Annotated in this window: 13 protein-coding genes and 1 pseudogene; 9 read left to right on the top strand and 5 right to left on the bottom strand. The window is 55.1% G+C overall.

All coding sequences use genetic code 11. From position 1 onward, the window contains the following. Positions 1-64: 64 nt before the first annotated feature. Positions 65-250, bottom strand: coding sequence for a hypothetical protein (locus FIU28_RS19915; protein WP_143574877.1), 186 nt, complete (start codon positions 248-250; stop codon positions 65-67). 36 nt (positions 251-286) lie between these two features. Then, positions 287-1,483, bottom strand: coding sequence for an efflux RND transporter periplasmic adaptor subunit (locus FIU28_RS19910; RefSeq protein ID WP_143574876.1), 1,197 nt, complete (start codon positions 1,481-1,483; stop codon positions 287-289). 916 nt (positions 1,484-2,399) lie between these two features. On the opposite strand from FIU28_RS19910, the gene FIU28_RS19905 reads away from it, so the two are divergent. From FIU28_RS19905 to FIU28_RS19880, 6 genes are all read left to right on the top strand, one after another. Then, positions 2,400-3,170, top strand: coding sequence for a bacteriorhodopsin-like (locus tag FIU28_RS19905; RefSeq protein WP_143576304.1), 771 nt, complete (start codon positions 2,400-2,402; stop codon positions 3,168-3,170). Between the two features lie 73 nt (positions 3,171-3,243). Next, on the top strand, positions 3,244-4,161 hold the full coding sequence (locus tag FIU28_RS19900; RefSeq protein WP_143574875.1) for a polyprenyl synthetase family protein: 918 nt from the start codon (positions 3,244-3,246) through the stop codon (positions 4,159-4,161). Continuing rightward, on the top strand, positions 4,158-5,654 hold the full coding sequence (crtI, locus tag FIU28_RS19895) for a phytoene desaturase family protein (RefSeq protein WP_143574874.1): 1,497 nt from the start codon (positions 4,158-4,160) through the stop codon (positions 5,652-5,654). Before FIU28_RS19900 ends, crtI begins: the two co-directional genes overlap by 4 nt. After that, entirely contained in the window at positions 5,651-6,613 is a 963-nt protein-coding gene (locus tag FIU28_RS19890; protein ID WP_143574873.1) for a phytoene/squalene synthase family protein, read from the top strand. The genes crtI and FIU28_RS19890 overlap by 4 nt, the downstream gene beginning before the upstream one ends. Continuing rightward, positions 6,603-7,772, top strand: coding sequence for a lycopene cyclase family protein (locus FIU28_RS19885; protein WP_143574872.1), 1,170 nt, complete (start codon positions 6,603-6,605; stop codon positions 7,770-7,772). Before FIU28_RS19890 ends, FIU28_RS19885 begins: the two co-directional genes overlap by 11 nt. Then, positions 7,769-8,656: a Brp/Blh family beta-carotene 15,15'-dioxygenase gene (locus FIU28_RS19880; protein WP_210245424.1), complete on the top strand. Its 888-nt coding sequence runs from the start codon at positions 7,769-7,771 to the stop codon at positions 8,654-8,656. Before FIU28_RS19885 ends, FIU28_RS19880 begins: the two co-directional genes overlap by 4 nt. Before the next feature lie 579 nt (positions 8,657-9,235). Here FIU28_RS19880 and FIU28_RS19870 read toward each other — a convergent pair. Further along, a pseudogene (locus FIU28_RS19870) lies at positions 9,236-10,250 on the bottom strand (IS3 family transposase); the annotation flags it as partial. A 405-nt stretch (positions 10,251-10,655) separates the two neighbouring features. Here FIU28_RS19870 and FIU28_RS19860 point away from each other — a divergent pair. The 3 genes from FIU28_RS19860 to FIU28_RS19850 all read left to right on the top strand — a co-directional run bounded on the left by FIU28_RS19860 (position 10,656) and on the right by FIU28_RS19850 (position 14,233). Continuing rightward, positions 10,656-12,155: a methyl-accepting chemotaxis protein gene (locus FIU28_RS19860; RefSeq protein WP_168202996.1), complete on the top strand. Its 1,500-nt coding sequence runs from the start codon at positions 10,656-10,658 to the stop codon at positions 12,153-12,155. Positions 12,156-12,164: 9 nt separating this feature from the next. After that, on the top strand, positions 12,165-12,938 hold the full coding sequence (locus tag FIU28_RS19855; protein WP_143574870.1) for a bacteriorhodopsin: 774 nt from the start codon (positions 12,165-12,167) through the stop codon (positions 12,936-12,938). Positions 12,939-13,079: 141 nt separating this feature from the next. Then, a protein-coding gene (locus FIU28_RS19850; RefSeq protein ID WP_143574869.1) for an IS3 family transposase occupies positions 13,080-14,233 on the top strand; the annotation gives its coding sequence in 2 pieces (ribosomal slippage) (positions 13,080-13,338 and positions 13,338-14,233; 1,155 coding nt in all). Positions 14,234-14,369: 136 nt separating this feature from the next. Here the strand turns inward: FIU28_RS19850 and FIU28_RS19845 are convergent. Together FIU28_RS19845 and FIU28_RS19840 are read right to left on the bottom strand one after the other, a co-directional pair. Further along, the gene (locus FIU28_RS19845; protein WP_143574868.1) at positions 14,370-15,032 is read right to left on the bottom strand and encodes a response regulator; all 663 of its coding nucleotides are present in this window, start codon (positions 15,030-15,032) and stop codon (positions 14,370-14,372) included. Between the two features lie 163 nt (positions 15,033-15,195). Further along, complete coding sequence (locus FIU28_RS19840; RefSeq protein WP_143574867.1) at positions 15,196-16,689, bottom strand: sensor histidine kinase; 1,494 nt, start codon at positions 16,687-16,689, stop codon at positions 15,196-15,198. Between the last annotated feature and the right edge of the window lie 48 nt (positions 16,690-16,737).

Genomic DNA, 16,737 nt, shown 5'->3' with positions numbered 1-16,737 from the left:
TCGAATGGTGTCACCGGTTTCGTGCTGGGTGGCAACAAGATCTCGCCCGATCGAACTACGGACGTCAGCCGACGACTTGCTGATCTGGTCCATCATCGGTCGCATCTCCCCAACGAATAGCGAATCTATAGCCACAATAGGCCTCGATGTTGAGCTGATTGAACGCGAACACCCCGCCGATCATCACGGTGAGCAACAGCCCCACCATCAGAAAGCGGCGGTTGACGGCAAGGGCAACGAGACGATCCATCCAGATCGGACCTTTCAGAAAAGCCGAAGCTGGGAGTTAGGACGCCGATGCGGCGCGGTCGATGAACAGCGAGCCCCTGGTGACGATGCGCTCGCCCGGCCGCAAATTGCCGGAGACCTCGACCAGGTTGCCGTTGACCAGCCCGGTCTTGATGACGCGCAGCTCGATCGTCTTGTCGTCATCATGCGCGACCCAGACGCGGACCTGGTCGCCCTCGTAGATCAGCGCCTGGCGCGGCACGCCGACGGTCGGCTGGTCGCCCGGCGCGTAGATCGTCACGGTGGCGAACATCTCCGGCTTCAACAATCCGGCGGCATTGTCCAGGGTGGCGCGCACCATCAGCCGGCGCGTCGCAGGATCGAGCGCGGTGGCGACGTAGTTGATCTTGCCGGTCAACACACGGCCGGGCAGCGCCAGCACGTTGAAGGTCAGCTCCTGGCCGAGTTCGACCTCGGAGGCTTCGGTCTCGCGCACGAAAGCGGTGAGCCACACGGTGGAGAGGTCGCCGATCACGTAGGCCGGATCGGTGGCGCCGGCGCTGACGAACTGGCCAGGGCCGATCTTGCGTGCCACCACGATGCCCGCGATCGGCGCATAGATCGTGGTCTCCGGGTTGATCTTGCCCTGGTCCTGAAACGCGGTGATCGCCTCATTGGTGAAGCCGAGGAAGCGCAGCCGGTTGCGCGCGGCTTCCAGCGCGGTTTCGGCGGAGCGCTGGTCGTTCTGCGCCTGCAGCAGCGTCGCCTGGGTCTGCTGGTAGTCCTTCAGCGGGATGGCACGGCCTTCGGAGAGGTCCTTGGCGCGCTTGTCCTGGATCGTCGCCAGGTCGAGCCGCGATTTCGCCTTGTTGAGGCTGGTGATCGCGGTGATGAAATCGTTCTGCGCGCCGACATTGTCTGCGGCCTCGATGCTGAACAGCGGCTGGCCGGCGCGGACGCTGTCGCCCGGCTTGGCGAGCAGCTTTGTCACCCGCCCGGCATAGGGCGAAAACACCGGCGTCGACTTGTCCTCGTCGACGGCGATCTTGCCTTCGGTGACGTGCTCGGCGCGGAATGCCCGCGCGCTGACCGGCTCGACGGTCAGGCTGGCCCATTCGGCCGGGGCGGTCACATAGCGCGTCGGGATCTTGCGCGACTGGCTAGATACTTCGGAATTAGGCCGCGGAGTTTCGGCGGTCCGCGACAACGCCACGGCGCCGACGATCGCGACCGCTACGACGGCCGCGCCAAACATCAGGCGATTTCGGCTAAGGCTCGGAAATCGTTCAGTAAATTTTATCACTCGACGATCCATATCGGAGGCGCGCTCAATCCGCGGTGTTTTGTCTTGTCCCAGCGCTAATAGTGCTCATCTGGCGGCTCAAACAATCAAAAAAACTCATGCGCACGTACGAATCTCGTTCAAAAATCTGCAAGCCTGCGAACAGTTTTCAACTGCGCTCCAGCCAGCGCGGCGCATGGGTCCCCAGCGGCACCGTCTTGCCTTTGAAAAGGTCCTGGCGCGCTTGTTCTGGATCTGCGCCAACGTGATGTCCCGCGCGCTTCAAGACGGCGGAGACGGTACGGCGGACGCCCGCCATGCCGGCAGCGCTTGCCAAACCGTGAGGACACCATGTCGCTGAGGCCAATCGGAACCATCGCCATACCAAAAGCCGAAGGCAACGAGTTCGATCACGCCGCCTTCAGTGTGAAGAGCGGTAGGTTTTCATCGCGCGCACCGCGGGACTATCATAGAACTCTCCTCGTCCCGTCAGGGATCATAAATGGAAAATTCCAGGTCAGACTGGCCTAATTTGGCGGGGGCACGTCACCCCTTGGCGATCGGCGGCGTGAGGAGCGCGGCTGCGGCTGCGGTGGCGGAGGGAGAGGAGCTGGGGTCGAACCTTCTCCGCGTAACCAGCGCGGCTGGCACTAGAACAGGGTGCACCAAGGGGGCATTGCTATCTGAGCTGGAGCCGACGTCTGCTTTTTGTCCTCTTGTTCGGTAGTGCGGATCAAAGAGCGGCGCTCGTAAAAAAAGTTTTTCTTTATCGTGATCCAAACCTCTCGCGGATTCGTAATACTTGTTGTTGGCTAAAACACCGGCACTAACCGTGCCGGTCCCGTCTAATGTTGACTACAACTAAGCAGGAGATCGTCAAGTGGCTTCAATGCAAGTTTGGCAGTACGACCTCGTATACAATGCGTTTTCCTTTACGATCGCCGTAATGGCTTCGGCGACCATATTCTCCTTTTTCGGGCGCTCGCAGGTGGCGCCAGCCTATAGAACGGCGCTGACATTCACTGGACTGGTGACGTTCATTGCACTTTATCACTACGTCCGTATCTTTAACTCTTGGGATGCGTCTTTCACAGTTGTTTCCGGGCAGATCAAGGACTCCGGTATCAAATTCAACGATGCTTACCGTTATGTCGACTGGTTACTTACCGTGCCATTGCTGCTTATCGAACTAATTCTCGTCATGCGCCTGTCCCCCAGCGAAACAATCGCGAAATCGACCAAGCTCGGATTGCTCGCTGCACTCATGGTCGTTCTTGGTTACCCGGGAGAAATTTCTGAGGTCAACAGCACGCGATGGCTCTGGTGGGTATTGGCTATGCTGCCGTTCCTGGTTATCGTCTATGACCTGTTCGTTGGTCTGAGCGATGCGATCGCCAAGCAGCCCACATCAGCGCGCGGTCTCGTGAGCCTCGCGCGGTATGTAACAGTAATCTCGTGGTGCTTCTATCCGATCGTTTTTATCTTTCCGATGATCGGTTTCACAGGTAGCGGAGCAATCACCGCCGTACAGGTCGGTTACACCGTTGCTGACATCGTTGCCAAAGCCGGGTTCGGTGTGCTGATTTACATGATCGCTAGGCGAAAGTCTGAGGCAGAGGGCTTTGTCGATGGTCCCGGACAGTTGGCCACCGCAAGATAGTCAGACGCTTACCTGATCTAATTCCGGCGCAGCAGATTGCCGCGCCGGAACTCCAGGGTTTTGGGATATAGCCATGTACGCATCCACTGCCGATGTTCCGGCTTTAGTTCATGACACAGTCCGCGATCAAACGAGCGCGATGGATGCATGGCTGGTCGATTTATTGCAGCCAGAGAATGGCAGCACGAACACTTTCCCTACCTCGGCCCGCGCCGCTCATTATCACGTGGCCGCCGGCGGTCAGCGGATCCGGTTTCTCCTAGCACTCGACGCTGGACGAGCGCTCGGATTAACATCTGGAGACGCTGTCTGCATCGCGACCGCAGTGGAACTTCTGCACAACGCGTCGCTTATTCACGATGACTTACAGGATCGGGATAAATTCCGCCGTGGACTGCCAAGTGTATGGGCAGCATTCGGAGATGATATGGCGATCTGTTCAGGCGACTTGCTACTCTCCTCCGCTTACGCCGCCCTCGCGACCTTCAGTAGCCCCGAACTTCTGCCAGCGTTGATATCGCTTGTCCATGCGCGCGCCGCGCACGCAATCGCTGGTCAATGCGCTGATCTTGAGGCTCGAAGCCAAACCATTGATGACGTCGGAGCTTACGAAACAATCGCCATTGCCAAATCTGGCGCTCTGTTGGGATTGCCATTCGAATTAGCCCTTGTGGCTTCCGGATACAATAACTTTCGCGCAGTCGCACGGCGTGCGGCAGATGCTTTCGCTGTCGGCTATCAGATCTTCGATGACATCACCGACTTTGGAAAGGACACCGGAACGAGAAAAGCCGGTCATGATTCAAAGCCTGCTTCATTGAATATTCTATCAGTATTGCGGGCAGCCGGGCACGGTGCAGATGCCGGACAGCTGGCGCGCACCCTTGGTCTTAAACGTCTTCGCACAGCAGCTGATGAGGCGGAGAACTTGCCAAAGCGGTCGGGCGCCCTCTTGCGCGAACTCGCCCTGCGCCTGGCTGCACGGCTATGACCATCCGGGAAGCACCTAATCGGGCCATAGTCATCGGTGCAGGATTTGGCGGGATTGCATCGGCGCTGCGTCTGCGATCAAAAGGCTATGAAGTTACGCTTATCGATCGATGCGCTACTCTTGGCGGCCGCGCCCAGGTTTTTGAACGCGGCGGTTTTCGCCACGATTCTGGTCCAACTGTCATTACGGCTCCTTTCCTGTTCGAGGAATTGTTTCTCCTGTTTGGCGAGCGGATGGCGGAGCACATTAATCTGGTGCCACTGAAACCATGGTACCGCTTTTGTTTTGCCGATGGCGAAACGTTCGATTATGGAGGCACACTGGAAGAAACGCTGGCCGAAATTAGGCGGATCGAACCACGCGATTGCGATGGATACCTAGCACTCCTAGCGCACTCCAAACGGATTTTCGAGATCGGCTTTACCGAACTCTCCGCCCAACCGTTTGATCGTTTCATGACCATGGTTCGCCAGATCCCTCGCCTCGTCGGGCTGGGCAGCTATCGGTCTGTGTGGGGGCTAGTGTCGCGTTATATGTCCAACCCCAAGCTGCGGCAGGCATTTTCGATTCAACCGCTGCTTCTCGGCGGCAATCCATTCGACACGACCAGCATTTATGGCCTGATCCACTTTCTCGAACGTGCACATGGTGTTCATTTCGCTATGGGTGGTACTGGAGCGATAACTAAAGCCCTTGGCGAGCTAATGGAGCGACAATTCATCAAGATCAAGCTGGGGACCACGGTAGCGGCCATCAATGTCAGGGATGGCATCGCTCAAAGCGTGACCCTTGATGACGGACGAACAATGACAGCCGATGTCATTGTATCCAATTGCGATCCTGCCCACCTATACGGCTCGATGGTCGAAAAGACCGCGCAGGCCAGATCGACTAAGCTGAAACTGGCGGCTGCGCATTTTTCTATGGGTTTGTTTGTTCTGTATTTCGGCACGACGCAGACTTATCCGGCGGTAGCACATCATACAATCTGGTTTGGCGGGCGATATCGCGAATTGTTGAGTGATATTTTCGACCGTAAAGTATTGTCGGAAGATTTTTCGCTCTATCTTCATCGACCGACCGCCACGGATGCGAGCTTTGCGCCACCCAACTGCGATAGCTTTTATGTCCTCTGTCCGGTTCCCAACCTTCAAGGTCAGATCGATTGGACCAGGGAAGGTCCGCGCCTGAAGGATCGTATCGTCAAGGCGCTCAGCAAAACTATCCTGCCGAACCTGGAAGCAACGATTACGAGCGATTTCTTCATAACTCCAGAGAACTTCCGACAGGACTATCTGAGCACGCATGGCGCGGGCTTCTCTATCGCCCCGTTGTTTCGACAATCGGCATGGTTCCGCTTTCATAACCGTGCCGAGGGAATCCAAAACCTCTTTCTCGTTGGCGCTGGCACGCACCCAGGAGCCGGCGTTCCCGGCGTTTTGTGCTCGGCGAAGGTTGTGGATGCGCTCATTCCATCGATGGTGATGCCATGACTATGTCGTGGCCCGCCTCCAAGAATGAGACCCGGGCGTCGGCCGATGCCATACTTGCCGCCAAAGGGCGCAGTTTTCATTGGGCGCGGCATCTGCTGGGTTCTGTTCACGCTGCAAGAGCCACCCGCCTCTATGGATTTTGCCGTCTGATCGACGACCTTGCCGACAGTGCATCGTCACAGGATGCCGCCAGACTCGACCTCTCCAGTGCCGCACTTGCCGTCACGACCGGCGTATCCGCCGATCCGATAATCAGCGACATGCTGGACCTCATGCGCGAATGCCGGATCGATCCAGCTATTATGCTGGAATTGATCGAGGGCGTGACATCCGATCTTGAAACAGTCAGGATGGAAAATATTGATTGCCTTTTGCGCTACTGCTATCGCGTTGCCGGCACCGTCGGGCTGATGATGTGCAGTGTGCTGGATGTGGATGATCCCGCTGCTCTGCCGCATGCTGTTGATCTCGGCATCGCCATGCAACTCACCAATATTTGCCGTGATATCGCGGAAGACGCGGCTCTAGGGCGGCGCTATTTGCCGGCCAGCATGATTGGCGATGTTTCGCCCGATTTGCTCATTTCACCGGCGGATGGGTTACGACCTCATTTGCGAAAATGTGTGGCTGATCTCTTACATCTTGCCGATCGCTACTACCGTAGCGGCGAATTGGGCTTGCGCTATCTGCCCGTTCGCGCACGAAGTAGCATTTTTGTTGCCGCGCGTGTTTATGAAGCGATCGGCAAAGAGCTTCGAAGACGCGATTGTGCCTATTGGTCAGGACGGGTCGTTCTGCATGGCGGCATCAAGGCTGCATTGACTGCTCGTGCCCTGTTGAGCCAGGTGCTTCGGCCTTCCTTTTGGGTCTCACCCCAAGAGTACAACGCGGCGTTGCATACGGCGATCGTTGGCTTGCCGTGCATGGCGCAGGTGGCGGGGGACGACCGTGCAGTCTGACGCCGATCTCATCATTCTCGGCGGCGGTTGTGCAGGTTTGAGCCTCGGCATGCGGCTTGCCGAACTGGGGCCCAATTGCCCGCGCGCACTCATTATCGAAGAGCGAACCCGCTACACCAATGACCGAACATGGTGTTTTTGGGATGACGGCTCTACCCGCATACGGCCGCTGGTTCAGCATCGGTGGCAAAACATGAAAATTCAAGCTGAGGGCCGCAGCGTTACTGTGGACTGCGGCGCAACACCCTATCAAATGCTTCCTGCCGACGTTTTTTACGCTGCAGCTATCAAGCAAATTTCCAAAAACGAACGCATCCAGCTGATCATGAACGCATCCGTACTCGATCTACCTTACAAACGCTCAGGCAAGTGGCAGATTGAAACCAGCCAAGCGCGACACCAAGCCAGCATGGTGATTGATACGCGGCCGGTAAAGAAGGCTACACGCGGTACAGCCATCCTGTGGCAGTCTTTCTACGGCCGCGAGATTAAATGCGAAGATGCAGTATTCAATCCTACCTGCACCGATTTGATGAACTTTGACGATGGCAATGCAACGAACATTCGCTTTTCTTATGTTCTTCCCGTGTCGCCCTACCGCGCTCTGATCGAGACAACTGTTTTCGGGCCAGATCCGCTGGGTCAACCAGCTCTTTCAAGTGATTTAAGTACCGCTGTCGCACGATATGTAAATGGTGTCGGCTTCAGGATTTTGCGTGAGGAAAACGGTGTCCTGCCAATGGGCACTGCCACCGCGAAACCAAATCCAGATGTTACTTACGTGCGAGCAGGCCTGGACTGGGGCGGCGCGCGCGCCAGCACTGGTTATGCTTTCCAGCGTATTCAGCGGTGGGCCGATGTTTGCGCCCAACAGCTCGGTGAGGGAAAGTTCCCGATCGGCCATGAGCCCGATCCCCTGCTGCTTCGCGGCATGGACCACCTGTTCCTTTCAGTGCTGCACACCCGTTCCGCAGCGGCGCCCGCCATGTTCTTATCCATGTTCGAAAAGGTGGATCCCGCACGTATAATCCGCTTCCTGAGTGACGGCGGTACCCTGCTGGATCGGGCAATTGTTGCATCAGTCTTGCCGGTCATCCCGTTCTTGAAGGAAATCCCCAGTGCGTTCCTGCGGTCGGCACGATTGCGTGAAGCCTTATGATGCCGATTCGAGCGCAACGCATTCAGGGATTGGTTTTTTGCGCAACGGCGCTTGCCGTCGCAGCTTCTGCCGAATTGGTCCAGCGGCTGGATCCGCAAACCGAATTAGTGGCGATGGCTATTCTAATCGTCATCCTGGGCGTGCCGCATGGCGTGCTGGATACGGTTTTTGCAAGAAATCTGTATAATGTCCGGACAGCAAAGGAATGGGTCGGCTTTACGGTGGTCTATTTCATTCCGGCAGCGCTCGTCGTCGCCTTATGGCAATTCGCACCTCAGTTGTTCCTTGCGGGATTTCTGGTGATATCCATCGTCCATTTTTCCGGCGACCCGTCTCCGGGTACCCCGGTGTTTTCGCGCGTATTTTATGGTGGCGCGATCATTGTGCTCCCGACGATCTTCTACGCACCGGAGGTGACGCAGCTTTTTTCATTTCTCGTTGGTCCCGATGCGGCGATGCAGACGGTGGCGGCGCTGCTGTATCTCAAATGGCCCTGGTTAGTTGGCCTTGTACTCGCAGCGATCGCTCGCATGCAGTCCGATTGGCTTTCTGGCCTTGAAATCGCCGCTCTGGGATTAATTGCGACACTCGCGCCGCCTCTCGTCGCCTTCACAGTGTTTTTCTGCATCATGCACAGTGCTCGCCATATTTTGCGCACTATGAATTATTTTGATCAAATCTCGCTTTCCCGTATAGTTTTTACGGCCGCAACTCCGATGTTGGTCACGGTCATTTTGTCAGTCGCAGCTTGGAATTCCTTTGGCGACACTGCAATTGATGTGCGGGTTAGTCAGCTTGTGTTCGTTGGACTTGCGGCGCTGACCGTTCCCCATATGGCGATCGTGGAACGCGTCAGGCTTTCTGGCTGGATAAGAAAGTCCTGAGTTCGACGGGAATCACTTGCGCGATACCCGGCACTTAACGCCAACTCCGGACACGTTCCGGTCTCCTTCCCTTCCAACTTGCTCCGGAAAAATACCGACGTAGGATTTAAAAGTTGATCTCTAAAGGTCTTTCCTATTCTTCCTGCGTGCATATCTGACCCTGGTGCGATCAAAGTCAGGATCTGCCGCCGGTGGTCAATCTCATGTGTCAAAGCCGGAGCAATACTGCCTCACTGAAGCGGCCGCTTTGATTGGCTGCGCCGGAGTAAAACTGCGGCAGTTAGAGTCCTTTGTCTGGAGCGGCAGGGGACGGGGGATGAAGACAGTGGAGCTTTATGCGCGGGTCCGGCACGCCGTTCTGATCGAGGGGATCAGCGAGCGCGCTGCGGCAGACCGGTTCGGCATCAATGCCAGGACGGTCTCGAAGATGCTGAAGTTCTCGGTGCCGCCCGGGTACGTGCGCAGGAAGCCGCCTTTACGGCCGAAGCTCGACGAGTTCAGCGGTGTTATTGATGCGATTCTGGCGACCGACAAGGACCGGCCGAAGAAGCAGCGGCATACCTCGAAGCGGATCTTCGAGTTGTAGTCGTCGGCCCAATCCGCAATTCTGGCCCGGGCGTGGTCGAGCCCGAAGAACAGGGTTTCATTGAGAAGCTCGTCGCGTATCCGACCGTTGAAGCTTTCACAAAAGCCGTTTTGCATTGGCTTTCCCGGTGCGATGAAGTGCCAGGCTATCTGGTTGTTCTCCGACCAGGTCAGCATGGCGTTGCAGGTGAACTCGGTCCGGTGTCCGAGACGATCATGCCAGGCCTGCCGCGGCGATCGATCAACGCCGTCAGTTCGCGCGCCACCCGCCGTCCCGGGATCGAGGTGTCGGGGATCGCCGCTAGGCATTCCCGGGTCACGTCATCGACGATATTCAGGATCCGGAAGCGGCGATCATTAGCGAACTGGTCGTGGACAAAATCCAGCGACCAGCGGGAATTCGGCCGAGCCTCGACCAGAATGGGCGCCCGGGTGCCGACCGCGCGGCGGCGGGCCCGGCGCTTGCGGACGCTGAGGCCTTCCTCCCGATAGAGCCGGTAAATCCGTTTCAACCCGGACGGCTCGCCCTGTTGACGCAGCAGCACAAACAGTCGGCGATAACCGAAGCGCCGGCGGGCGTTGGCGAGCTCGCGCAATTGGACGCGCAGTTCGCCATCCGGCGGCCGGCACGACCGGTAGCGGATCATCTTGCGGTCGGCGCTGACGATGGTGCAGGCCCGCCGTTCTGACAGGCCCAGTTCGGCCTGCAGATGCGCGACAGCCTCGCGCTGGACGGCGGGCCCTACCATTTTTTTGACCGAAGCTCGCGTAACGCCGCGGCATCCAACATCTGTTCGGCCAGCAGCTTCTTCAGCTTGGCGTTCTCGTCCTCGAGCTGCCGCAGCCGCTTGGCCTCAGAGACGTCCATCCCGCCGAATTTGGCCCTCTAATTATACAGTGTCGCTTCCGAGACGCCGTGCTTGCGCGCCAGATCGGCGGCTTTCGCCCCCGCCTCGTGCTCGCGCAGAACACCGATAATCTGCTCTTCCGCAAACCTGGCTCGCTTCATCTGTCCGTCCTTTGGAAGGCCGAACTCTAGCTTCAACTGGCGGAAATCGGCAGGGGCAGGTTAAGAGCTTCCAAAAAAAACCGCTTCAAAGAGAATCAGATATATTTTGTCGATAGTAGAGCTTGGCTTTTGCGGGTCGGGATATTATCGATGGATTGCTATTGCACGAAGGCTCTGCGGATATCTCGACTTCTACACTGCGTCCGAAGCTCGAAAGCCGGGGGAACATACGCAGTCTAGTGAATCTGAATGGTCGCAAGACCACTAAGATCGCAAGCCATTGCACTGCGTGAGAGCATTACTACTCCAGATTGTTTTTTTACCTCTAAGGCTATCGCTATTCGCCGGAGTGTTCCGTTCTACGCCAACGCGCAGCGCTTTAAATTCAACGGGGGCAACTAAAAAATGGCGCAAATCGATTATGAGCTTGGTGGCATTAAGACATTCAATCTTGGTCGGTTAAATTCGGCCTCGTCTTCACAACTCAAATTCCGGAATGGGAGAAGCGAAGTATCTCCTCTATCAGACCCGGCCTCGGGTCGTTCGCATGTTCGCTCCAACGGGGTTGGCATTCGACCTCTGCTTTATTGGGGTTTTTTTAGCGTTATGGCTCTATCGGTCATTTCGACGCTAATTAACAATACGCAGTTTTCGATGATCGGAAACCAGGTCGCCAAACTTGAATCGATTTCTACTAAGTCAGCAAGTGATGAAACTGGTCGCCAACTTAATAAGGATCTCGCGATCATAACTGACGTCGTTGGCAGAAGTTCAAGAAATGCCCTGCTTCTTGCCTTGCTTACAATTTTTACTGGATTAGCGCTCTCGACCTATATCGGGCGCAAACTTTCCGGCCAGGTGAATGACCTCAGCCAGGTTATGTATGAGTTGGCGAAAGGCCGCCTCGATATAGACGCGCAGCCCCGCGGCAAAGTTGGTCCCGAGCTGGCAAATATGTACGATGCTGTTAATGTGTTCAAATCACACGCTAAAGAGGTTGAGCAATTACGTTTGAGAGAAATAGAATTGAGGGGTCAGCAGACGGTTGACCTTAGAAACAATCTTTTAAAAATTGCGTCGGTATTGGATGAGCAAATTGTCAAAATATTCGAGGGAATTAGTCGCGACCAGAAAGAGATGTTAGCCGCCGCAGACGGCATCGAAAAACTGTCTTTGGATTTGAGAAACACAGCCGAAAAAACATCGACCGGTATGGATCTAGCGGCAAGTAATGTCGAACAGGTTACGGCGTCGACTCAGCAGTTGTCAAAGCAGTTTGAAGTCATTTTAGCAGGAGCGCGAAACTCTAAAGACCTTTCGGCGTCTGCGGTTTTAAAGGCTAAGGACGGCAACCTGCGCATCAAGTCGCTTGAAGAGCAAGCTGTTAAAATCGAAGAGATGCTGAAGGTAATACAAAGTATCGCCGCCAAGACCAATATGTTGGCCCTCAACGCTACAATTGAAGCTGCGAGAGGTGGCAGTGCGGGCAGAGGGTTCGCCGTCGTGGCCGGTGAAGTCAAGTCACTGGCCGCACAAACGGCCGACGCTGCGAAACTGATATCTGGTCAAATCGAAGGTGTCCGCGCAGAAATAAGCTTGACGGTTGACACCATTCAGCAAATTTCAACTGTGATCAACGAACTCTCGGTCTTTTCATCACAAGTCGCCGAGAATGTGGTTTCGCAAGCCGCGGCCACACAACAAATATCTTCTCTTGTCGAACGGGTGGCGCTCGAGATTAATGCGATTGGTTCGTCCATGAAGGGATTGGCCGAAAACGCCGAACAGAAGACGATCGCGGTATCGGAAAGCATAAGCACTGCATCTAGGCAAACATCTGCATCAATTGAACTGATGGGCAAGAACATCGGCGATACTCTTCAACAACTGACAGGAGCAGCCTGAGTAGGCCCCATGCAAGACGCACACGCAACCTTCAGCATTCTCATCCTTGCCACGCAATATATGTTCAACGTTACCTTTGCGGGCATGTTTGCAGCAACAATCTATTTCATTATGGAGCGCAATAATCTTACGCCCAGATATAGCGTGATTGCCAGTTTGTGTATGATGGTTGTCTGCATCGCGGCAATCAATTATTATCATATGGCAGCAGGAGTGGGCCTCGATGGGCAGTATGCTACCCTATCGCGCTTTCCTACGGCCTTCCGTTATGCTGATTGGGTACTGACAACTCCGATCATTCTATCTTCGCTCGTAATGCTGACGAATAGCCCTAACAAAGGCGGACTTGCGGCAAAGCTTATGATTGCGGATGCGGTAATGATAATTTTAGGCTACATTGGCGAGGTCGTTACAAATGAGGCTGGGGGAGGAACGACAACGTCCTGGGTTTGCTTCTTAGCGGCCTGCGGCGGGTTTGTTTATATTTTAGTTGTTATGTATGGCGAACTTTCGGAGGCGGCCGCGGATTTTCCAACTGATTTACGATCTACTTTTGGCTTGCTGCAAAACTTCATTTTGATTTCTTGGATGACTTACCCCATTGGATATCTTGCTCCACTGTTGGGGTACAAGGGCGAGCTTTTGGCTGTCAGGGAGCTGGTCTATTGCATAGCCGACCTTTCCTCGAAAGTCGGCTTTGGTATTCTCGTTGTCAGCCTCGCCAAGAAGCTTTCTTTGCTTGAGATTGAACAACGGGAAAAATATATCGCGCAATCTCGATAAACTTTTATCTTTTCTCGATGTCTTTCGGACATTTAAAGTAGCTCATGGTGATTGTTCGCCGTCACCACCATTAAAACAAATTGAGCTGCACCCGGTTCCGAAGACACCAAGTTAGGTGTTTTATGGAGCTGGAGGTATGTCATGGAGAGACGGAAGTTTACGCGAGAGTACAAGGTTGAGGCGGTCAAGCTGATCAAGGATCGGGGCGTGTCCTACGCCCAGGCTGCCGACGACCTCGGCGTTCATCCGACGCAGCTGCGTGAATGGGTGAAGAAGTTCGCCGACGACTCGCAACACGCTTTTCCCGGTCAAGGTCAGATGAAGCCGGAGCAGCAGGAGATCACGCGCCTCAGGCGCGAGGTTGCCAAACTGAAGGCAGAGCGCGACATCCTAAAAAAAGCCGCGGCCTACTTCGCGAAGGAATCGATGTGAAGTTCGGTTTCATTTCGAAGCACCGGGGGCTCTGGCCGGCGGAGTGGTTGTGCGAGGCGCTCGGTGTCTCGCGAGGTGGGTTCTATGCCTGGCTGAAGCGTTCACGCAGTCGGCGTAGCCGCAGCGATGAGGAATTAGGTGCGAAGGTTCGAGCCAGCTTCCTCGCGAGCGACCGCACCTACGGCGCCAGGCGCGTATGGCACGACCTGCTTGCAGAGGGTGTGTCGTGTGGGCTGCACCGGGTCGAACGATTGATGCGCCTACAAGCTTTCAGGGCGCGGCCGCGACGGCGTCGCCTTCCTCCTGATGTGGGTGAACGTCACGCGAGCGCCGTCGCGGCCAACGTTCTCGACCGCGCCTTCGAGGCGGCGGCTCCCAACCGCAAATGGATCGCCGACTTCACCTATGTCTGGACGGCGGAAGGCTGGATTTATGTGGCGGCCTTCATCGACCTGTTCTCTCTGCGCGTAGTCGGCTGGTCGATGCAAACCGCAATGACGGCGCAACTTGTGACCGACGCCCTCGTGATGGCAATCTGGCGACGAGGCAAACCTGATGCGCTGCTCCACCATTCCGACCGGGGCAGCCAATACACCAGCGAGCAGTTCCAGCGATTGATGGCCGACCACGGCGTCGTCTGTTCAATGAGCCGGTCTGGAAATGTCTGGGACAACGCGGCGATGGAGAGCTTCTTCTCGTCGTTGAAGACGGAGCGAACCGCGCGCAAGATCTACCGAACAAGGAACGAAGCCAAGGCCGATGTATTCGACTACATCGAATGCTTCTACAATCCGAAGCGTCGTCACTCGACCATCGGATATCTAAGCCCTATGGAGTTCGAGCAAAGGGCCAGATTAGTTTAAGCCGGTGTCAACAGAACCGGGTGCAGCTGAGTCCCGCCATTTGCTTGCAGATTTGGCACGGGATAAATTTGGAGATTCCGATGGGAATGACATCAAGTCTATCGGACGGTTTGTTCGCAAAACCATACGTCCGTTTTTAAGCATTCGGTCGTGACATGCGCAGCCTCTGATCCGCAACCACCGCTGATGTTCGATTACTGACACCATACTTTTGCATAATGTTAGTCATATAGTATTTGACTGTCTTTTCACTGATTTTCAGCTTCTCCGCAACCATTCTGTTGGTAAGTCCAGCTTCAACTTCACGTAGTATCTGAACTTCACGGAAATTCAGTTGGCTGCCAGCCTGTGTTAAAGCTACTTTCTCCCTCTGGGCAGCGATGACGAGTTTGGCCGCGAAATCAGGAGAAACGAACGACTCGTTGTTTAAAACGGTCCTGATTGCCGCTTTGAGGTCCTCGCCGGCGATACCTTTAAGGATGTATCCTTGGGCGCCGGAATTGAGCGCGTTGATCGCGGTATCTGCGTTATCACACACGGTCAATATGATGCAGCGGGTCGAAGGGACTTGAACGCATATTTCCTTGAGAGCCTCGATACCATTGCCCGGAATGCCCAAGTCCAGCAGCATAATATTCGGACGATGCATGTTGGCAATTTGCAACGCTTCAGTCGAGCATCCTCCCTCGGCGACCACTTTAAATCCGGGCTCGCTGCGGAGAACAGCGGCCAGTCCGTGACGCAAGATTGGATGATCATCTATGATGGCAATTGAAATCTGCAAAATATCTGATTTCATTGAAATTCCCCCGGACTGACGATACAAACGGGTCAAAACGGTTGACTTTAATGGCAAGATCCTGCCGTAATTCTTGCAAGTTATCAACAAGTTTGATTCGGCTTGGTGAATTGATCATAAAATCAGAAAACAGCGGTCCGGCGGCGGCCTTTATATGATGCGCTCATCGGCGATTTAGTTCGATTAGTGCGTCGGCGCCCTGGTATTTAGGTTCAATATTATTCAGAGGAATTTTGCACTTTACCTCTGTGCCTTCTGATGGCGCGGACTTTAATTCCAACGTGCCACCGACGGACTCGACGCGATACTTCATCCCAAGCAACCCCAGGCGATCGTTTCGCGCTGCAGCAACATCTGCAATCTTTGAAAAATCGATTCCCGGCCCGGAATCACGAATCGAAAGATGCAATTCGGCATCATCAACGTTGAGAGAAACGTCTTGAGCGTCTCCGCCACCGTGCTTATGAGCGTTGGTTAGCGCCTCCTGAGTGATGCCCCCAACGCAGTGGATGATGTCTCTCGATAGCCGCTTTGGTACATTAACTGCTTTAAAATCGACCCGAGAGCCTGTGTGGCGCTCATGTCGACTAATGATTGACTGTAGGACGCCCACGATGTCTTCGTTGTCTTCGATGTAAGGAAGCAGCAGGCCGCTCGAAATCGAACGAAGATCAGCCAAGGCGTCAGATGCCGCGCCGCGAACTTCATCGATGAGATTGCTCGAGTTCTCGTTCGCGTCCCTGGGTGCTTTCAGCGCGGTCCCGATCTCGCTGAGCCGCAACAATACGAAGCTCAAAAGTTGGGCTGGGCCGTCATGCAGTTGTGAGCCAATTCGCTTCTGGATTGTGCGATCGATTCGGTTGCTCTCTCGCATGGCCTTCTGCATCTTTTCCTTAAGAAGATCATTGATGTGGTGAAGTCTGGATTGCTCTCGCAGCCTTAATTTCAACGCCCGTTTTTGCTGATCGATTATGGCGCTGCCACGATGGACGATCGCGAAAAGAGTAAGCAGCATGCCGATTGCCGCCGCGCCGATCACGAGCCAGTCTTGGACGGCGGCGAAGATCTCCTTGTGCAGGCGTTCGGCGTTCTCATAGAATTCGCCTACGGCAATGATCTGATCTGTCCCGGACTTATGTAGGGGCGCATAGATTTCATAGAGCGAAAGCCCAAGCTTGCGCTCAAATTCATTTTCCTCGTCGTCATTGTCTGCGAAGTTTCCCCTGATCTCGCCTCTAAAGCCGGGACGTATCTTTGTGGGGTCAAATTTCTTTCCGATGAGGTCCTTCTGAGAACTGAAGGCGATTGTGCCGTCAGGTAGCCATACCTTGATTGACAGAACGTGACGTCGCAAAGCAAGGCTGGCACTGATTTCTTCAAGTTTGGCAAGGCTTTCGGGCGGGAGCGATGTGCCAAACTGCAGCGATTGAATATGAGGCTCGAGGAAGCCCTCGAGGTACAGCGCCGCAGAATCTGAACTGCTGCGCAATACCCCATCGACTATTCGCGCACTAATCCACGTACCGACGGCGATCATCATGAAGCCAAGGACCACCGTCGCCGCAATGGTAAATTGCTGAAACAGCGTGAGCCGGGCTGCCCGACGCCGAATCGGCGCGGCCCAACGCGATCCAAATATGGACTTAAGTCCAATCAAGATCTTGGCCTTTTGGCAGGGTGAATACGACCTTCATCCATTCTTTTT

This window comes from Tardiphaga sp. vice154, from assembly GCF_007018645.1.
GTDB lineage: Bacteria > Pseudomonadota > Alphaproteobacteria > Rhizobiales > Xanthobacteraceae > Tardiphaga.
This window is presented reverse-complemented; position numbering and strand designations above follow the sequence as displayed.

Bases quoted from the DNA above. Each gene is read 5' to 3' on its own strand.
- FIU28_RS19915 (WP_143574877.1), bottom strand. From the start codon at position 250: ATGGATCGTCTCGTTGCCCTTGCCGTCAACCGCCGCTTTCTGATGGTG.
- FIU28_RS19910 (WP_143574876.1), bottom strand. From the start codon at position 1,483: ATGTTTGGCGCGGCCGTCGTAGCGGTCGCGATCGTCGGCGCCGTGGCG.
- FIU28_RS19905 (WP_143576304.1), top strand. From the start codon at position 2,400: ATGCAAGTTTGGCAGTACGACCTCGTATACAATGCGTTTTCCTTTACG.
- FIU28_RS19900 (WP_143574875.1), top strand. From the start codon at position 3,244: ATGTACGCATCCACTGCCGATGTTCCGGCTTTAGTTCATGACACAGTC.
- crtI (WP_143574874.1), top strand. From the start codon at position 4,158: ATGACCATCCGGGAAGCACCTAATCGGGCCATAGTCATCGGTGCAGGA.
- FIU28_RS19890 (WP_143574873.1), top strand. From the start codon at position 5,651: ATGACTATGTCGTGGCCCGCCTCCAAGAATGAGACCCGGGCGTCGGCC.
- FIU28_RS19880 (WP_210245424.1), top strand. From the start codon at position 7,769: ATGATGCCGATTCGAGCGCAACGCATTCAGGGATTGGTTTTTTGCGCA.
- FIU28_RS19860 (WP_168202996.1), top strand. From the start codon at position 10,656: ATGGCGCAAATCGATTATGAGCTTGGTGGCATTAAGACATTCAATCTT.
- FIU28_RS19855 (WP_143574870.1), top strand. From the start codon at position 12,165: ATGCAAGACGCACACGCAACCTTCAGCATTCTCATCCTTGCCACGCAA.
- FIU28_RS19845 (WP_143574868.1), bottom strand. From the start codon at position 15,032: ATGAAATCAGATATTTTGCAGATTTCAATTGCCATCATAGATGATCAT.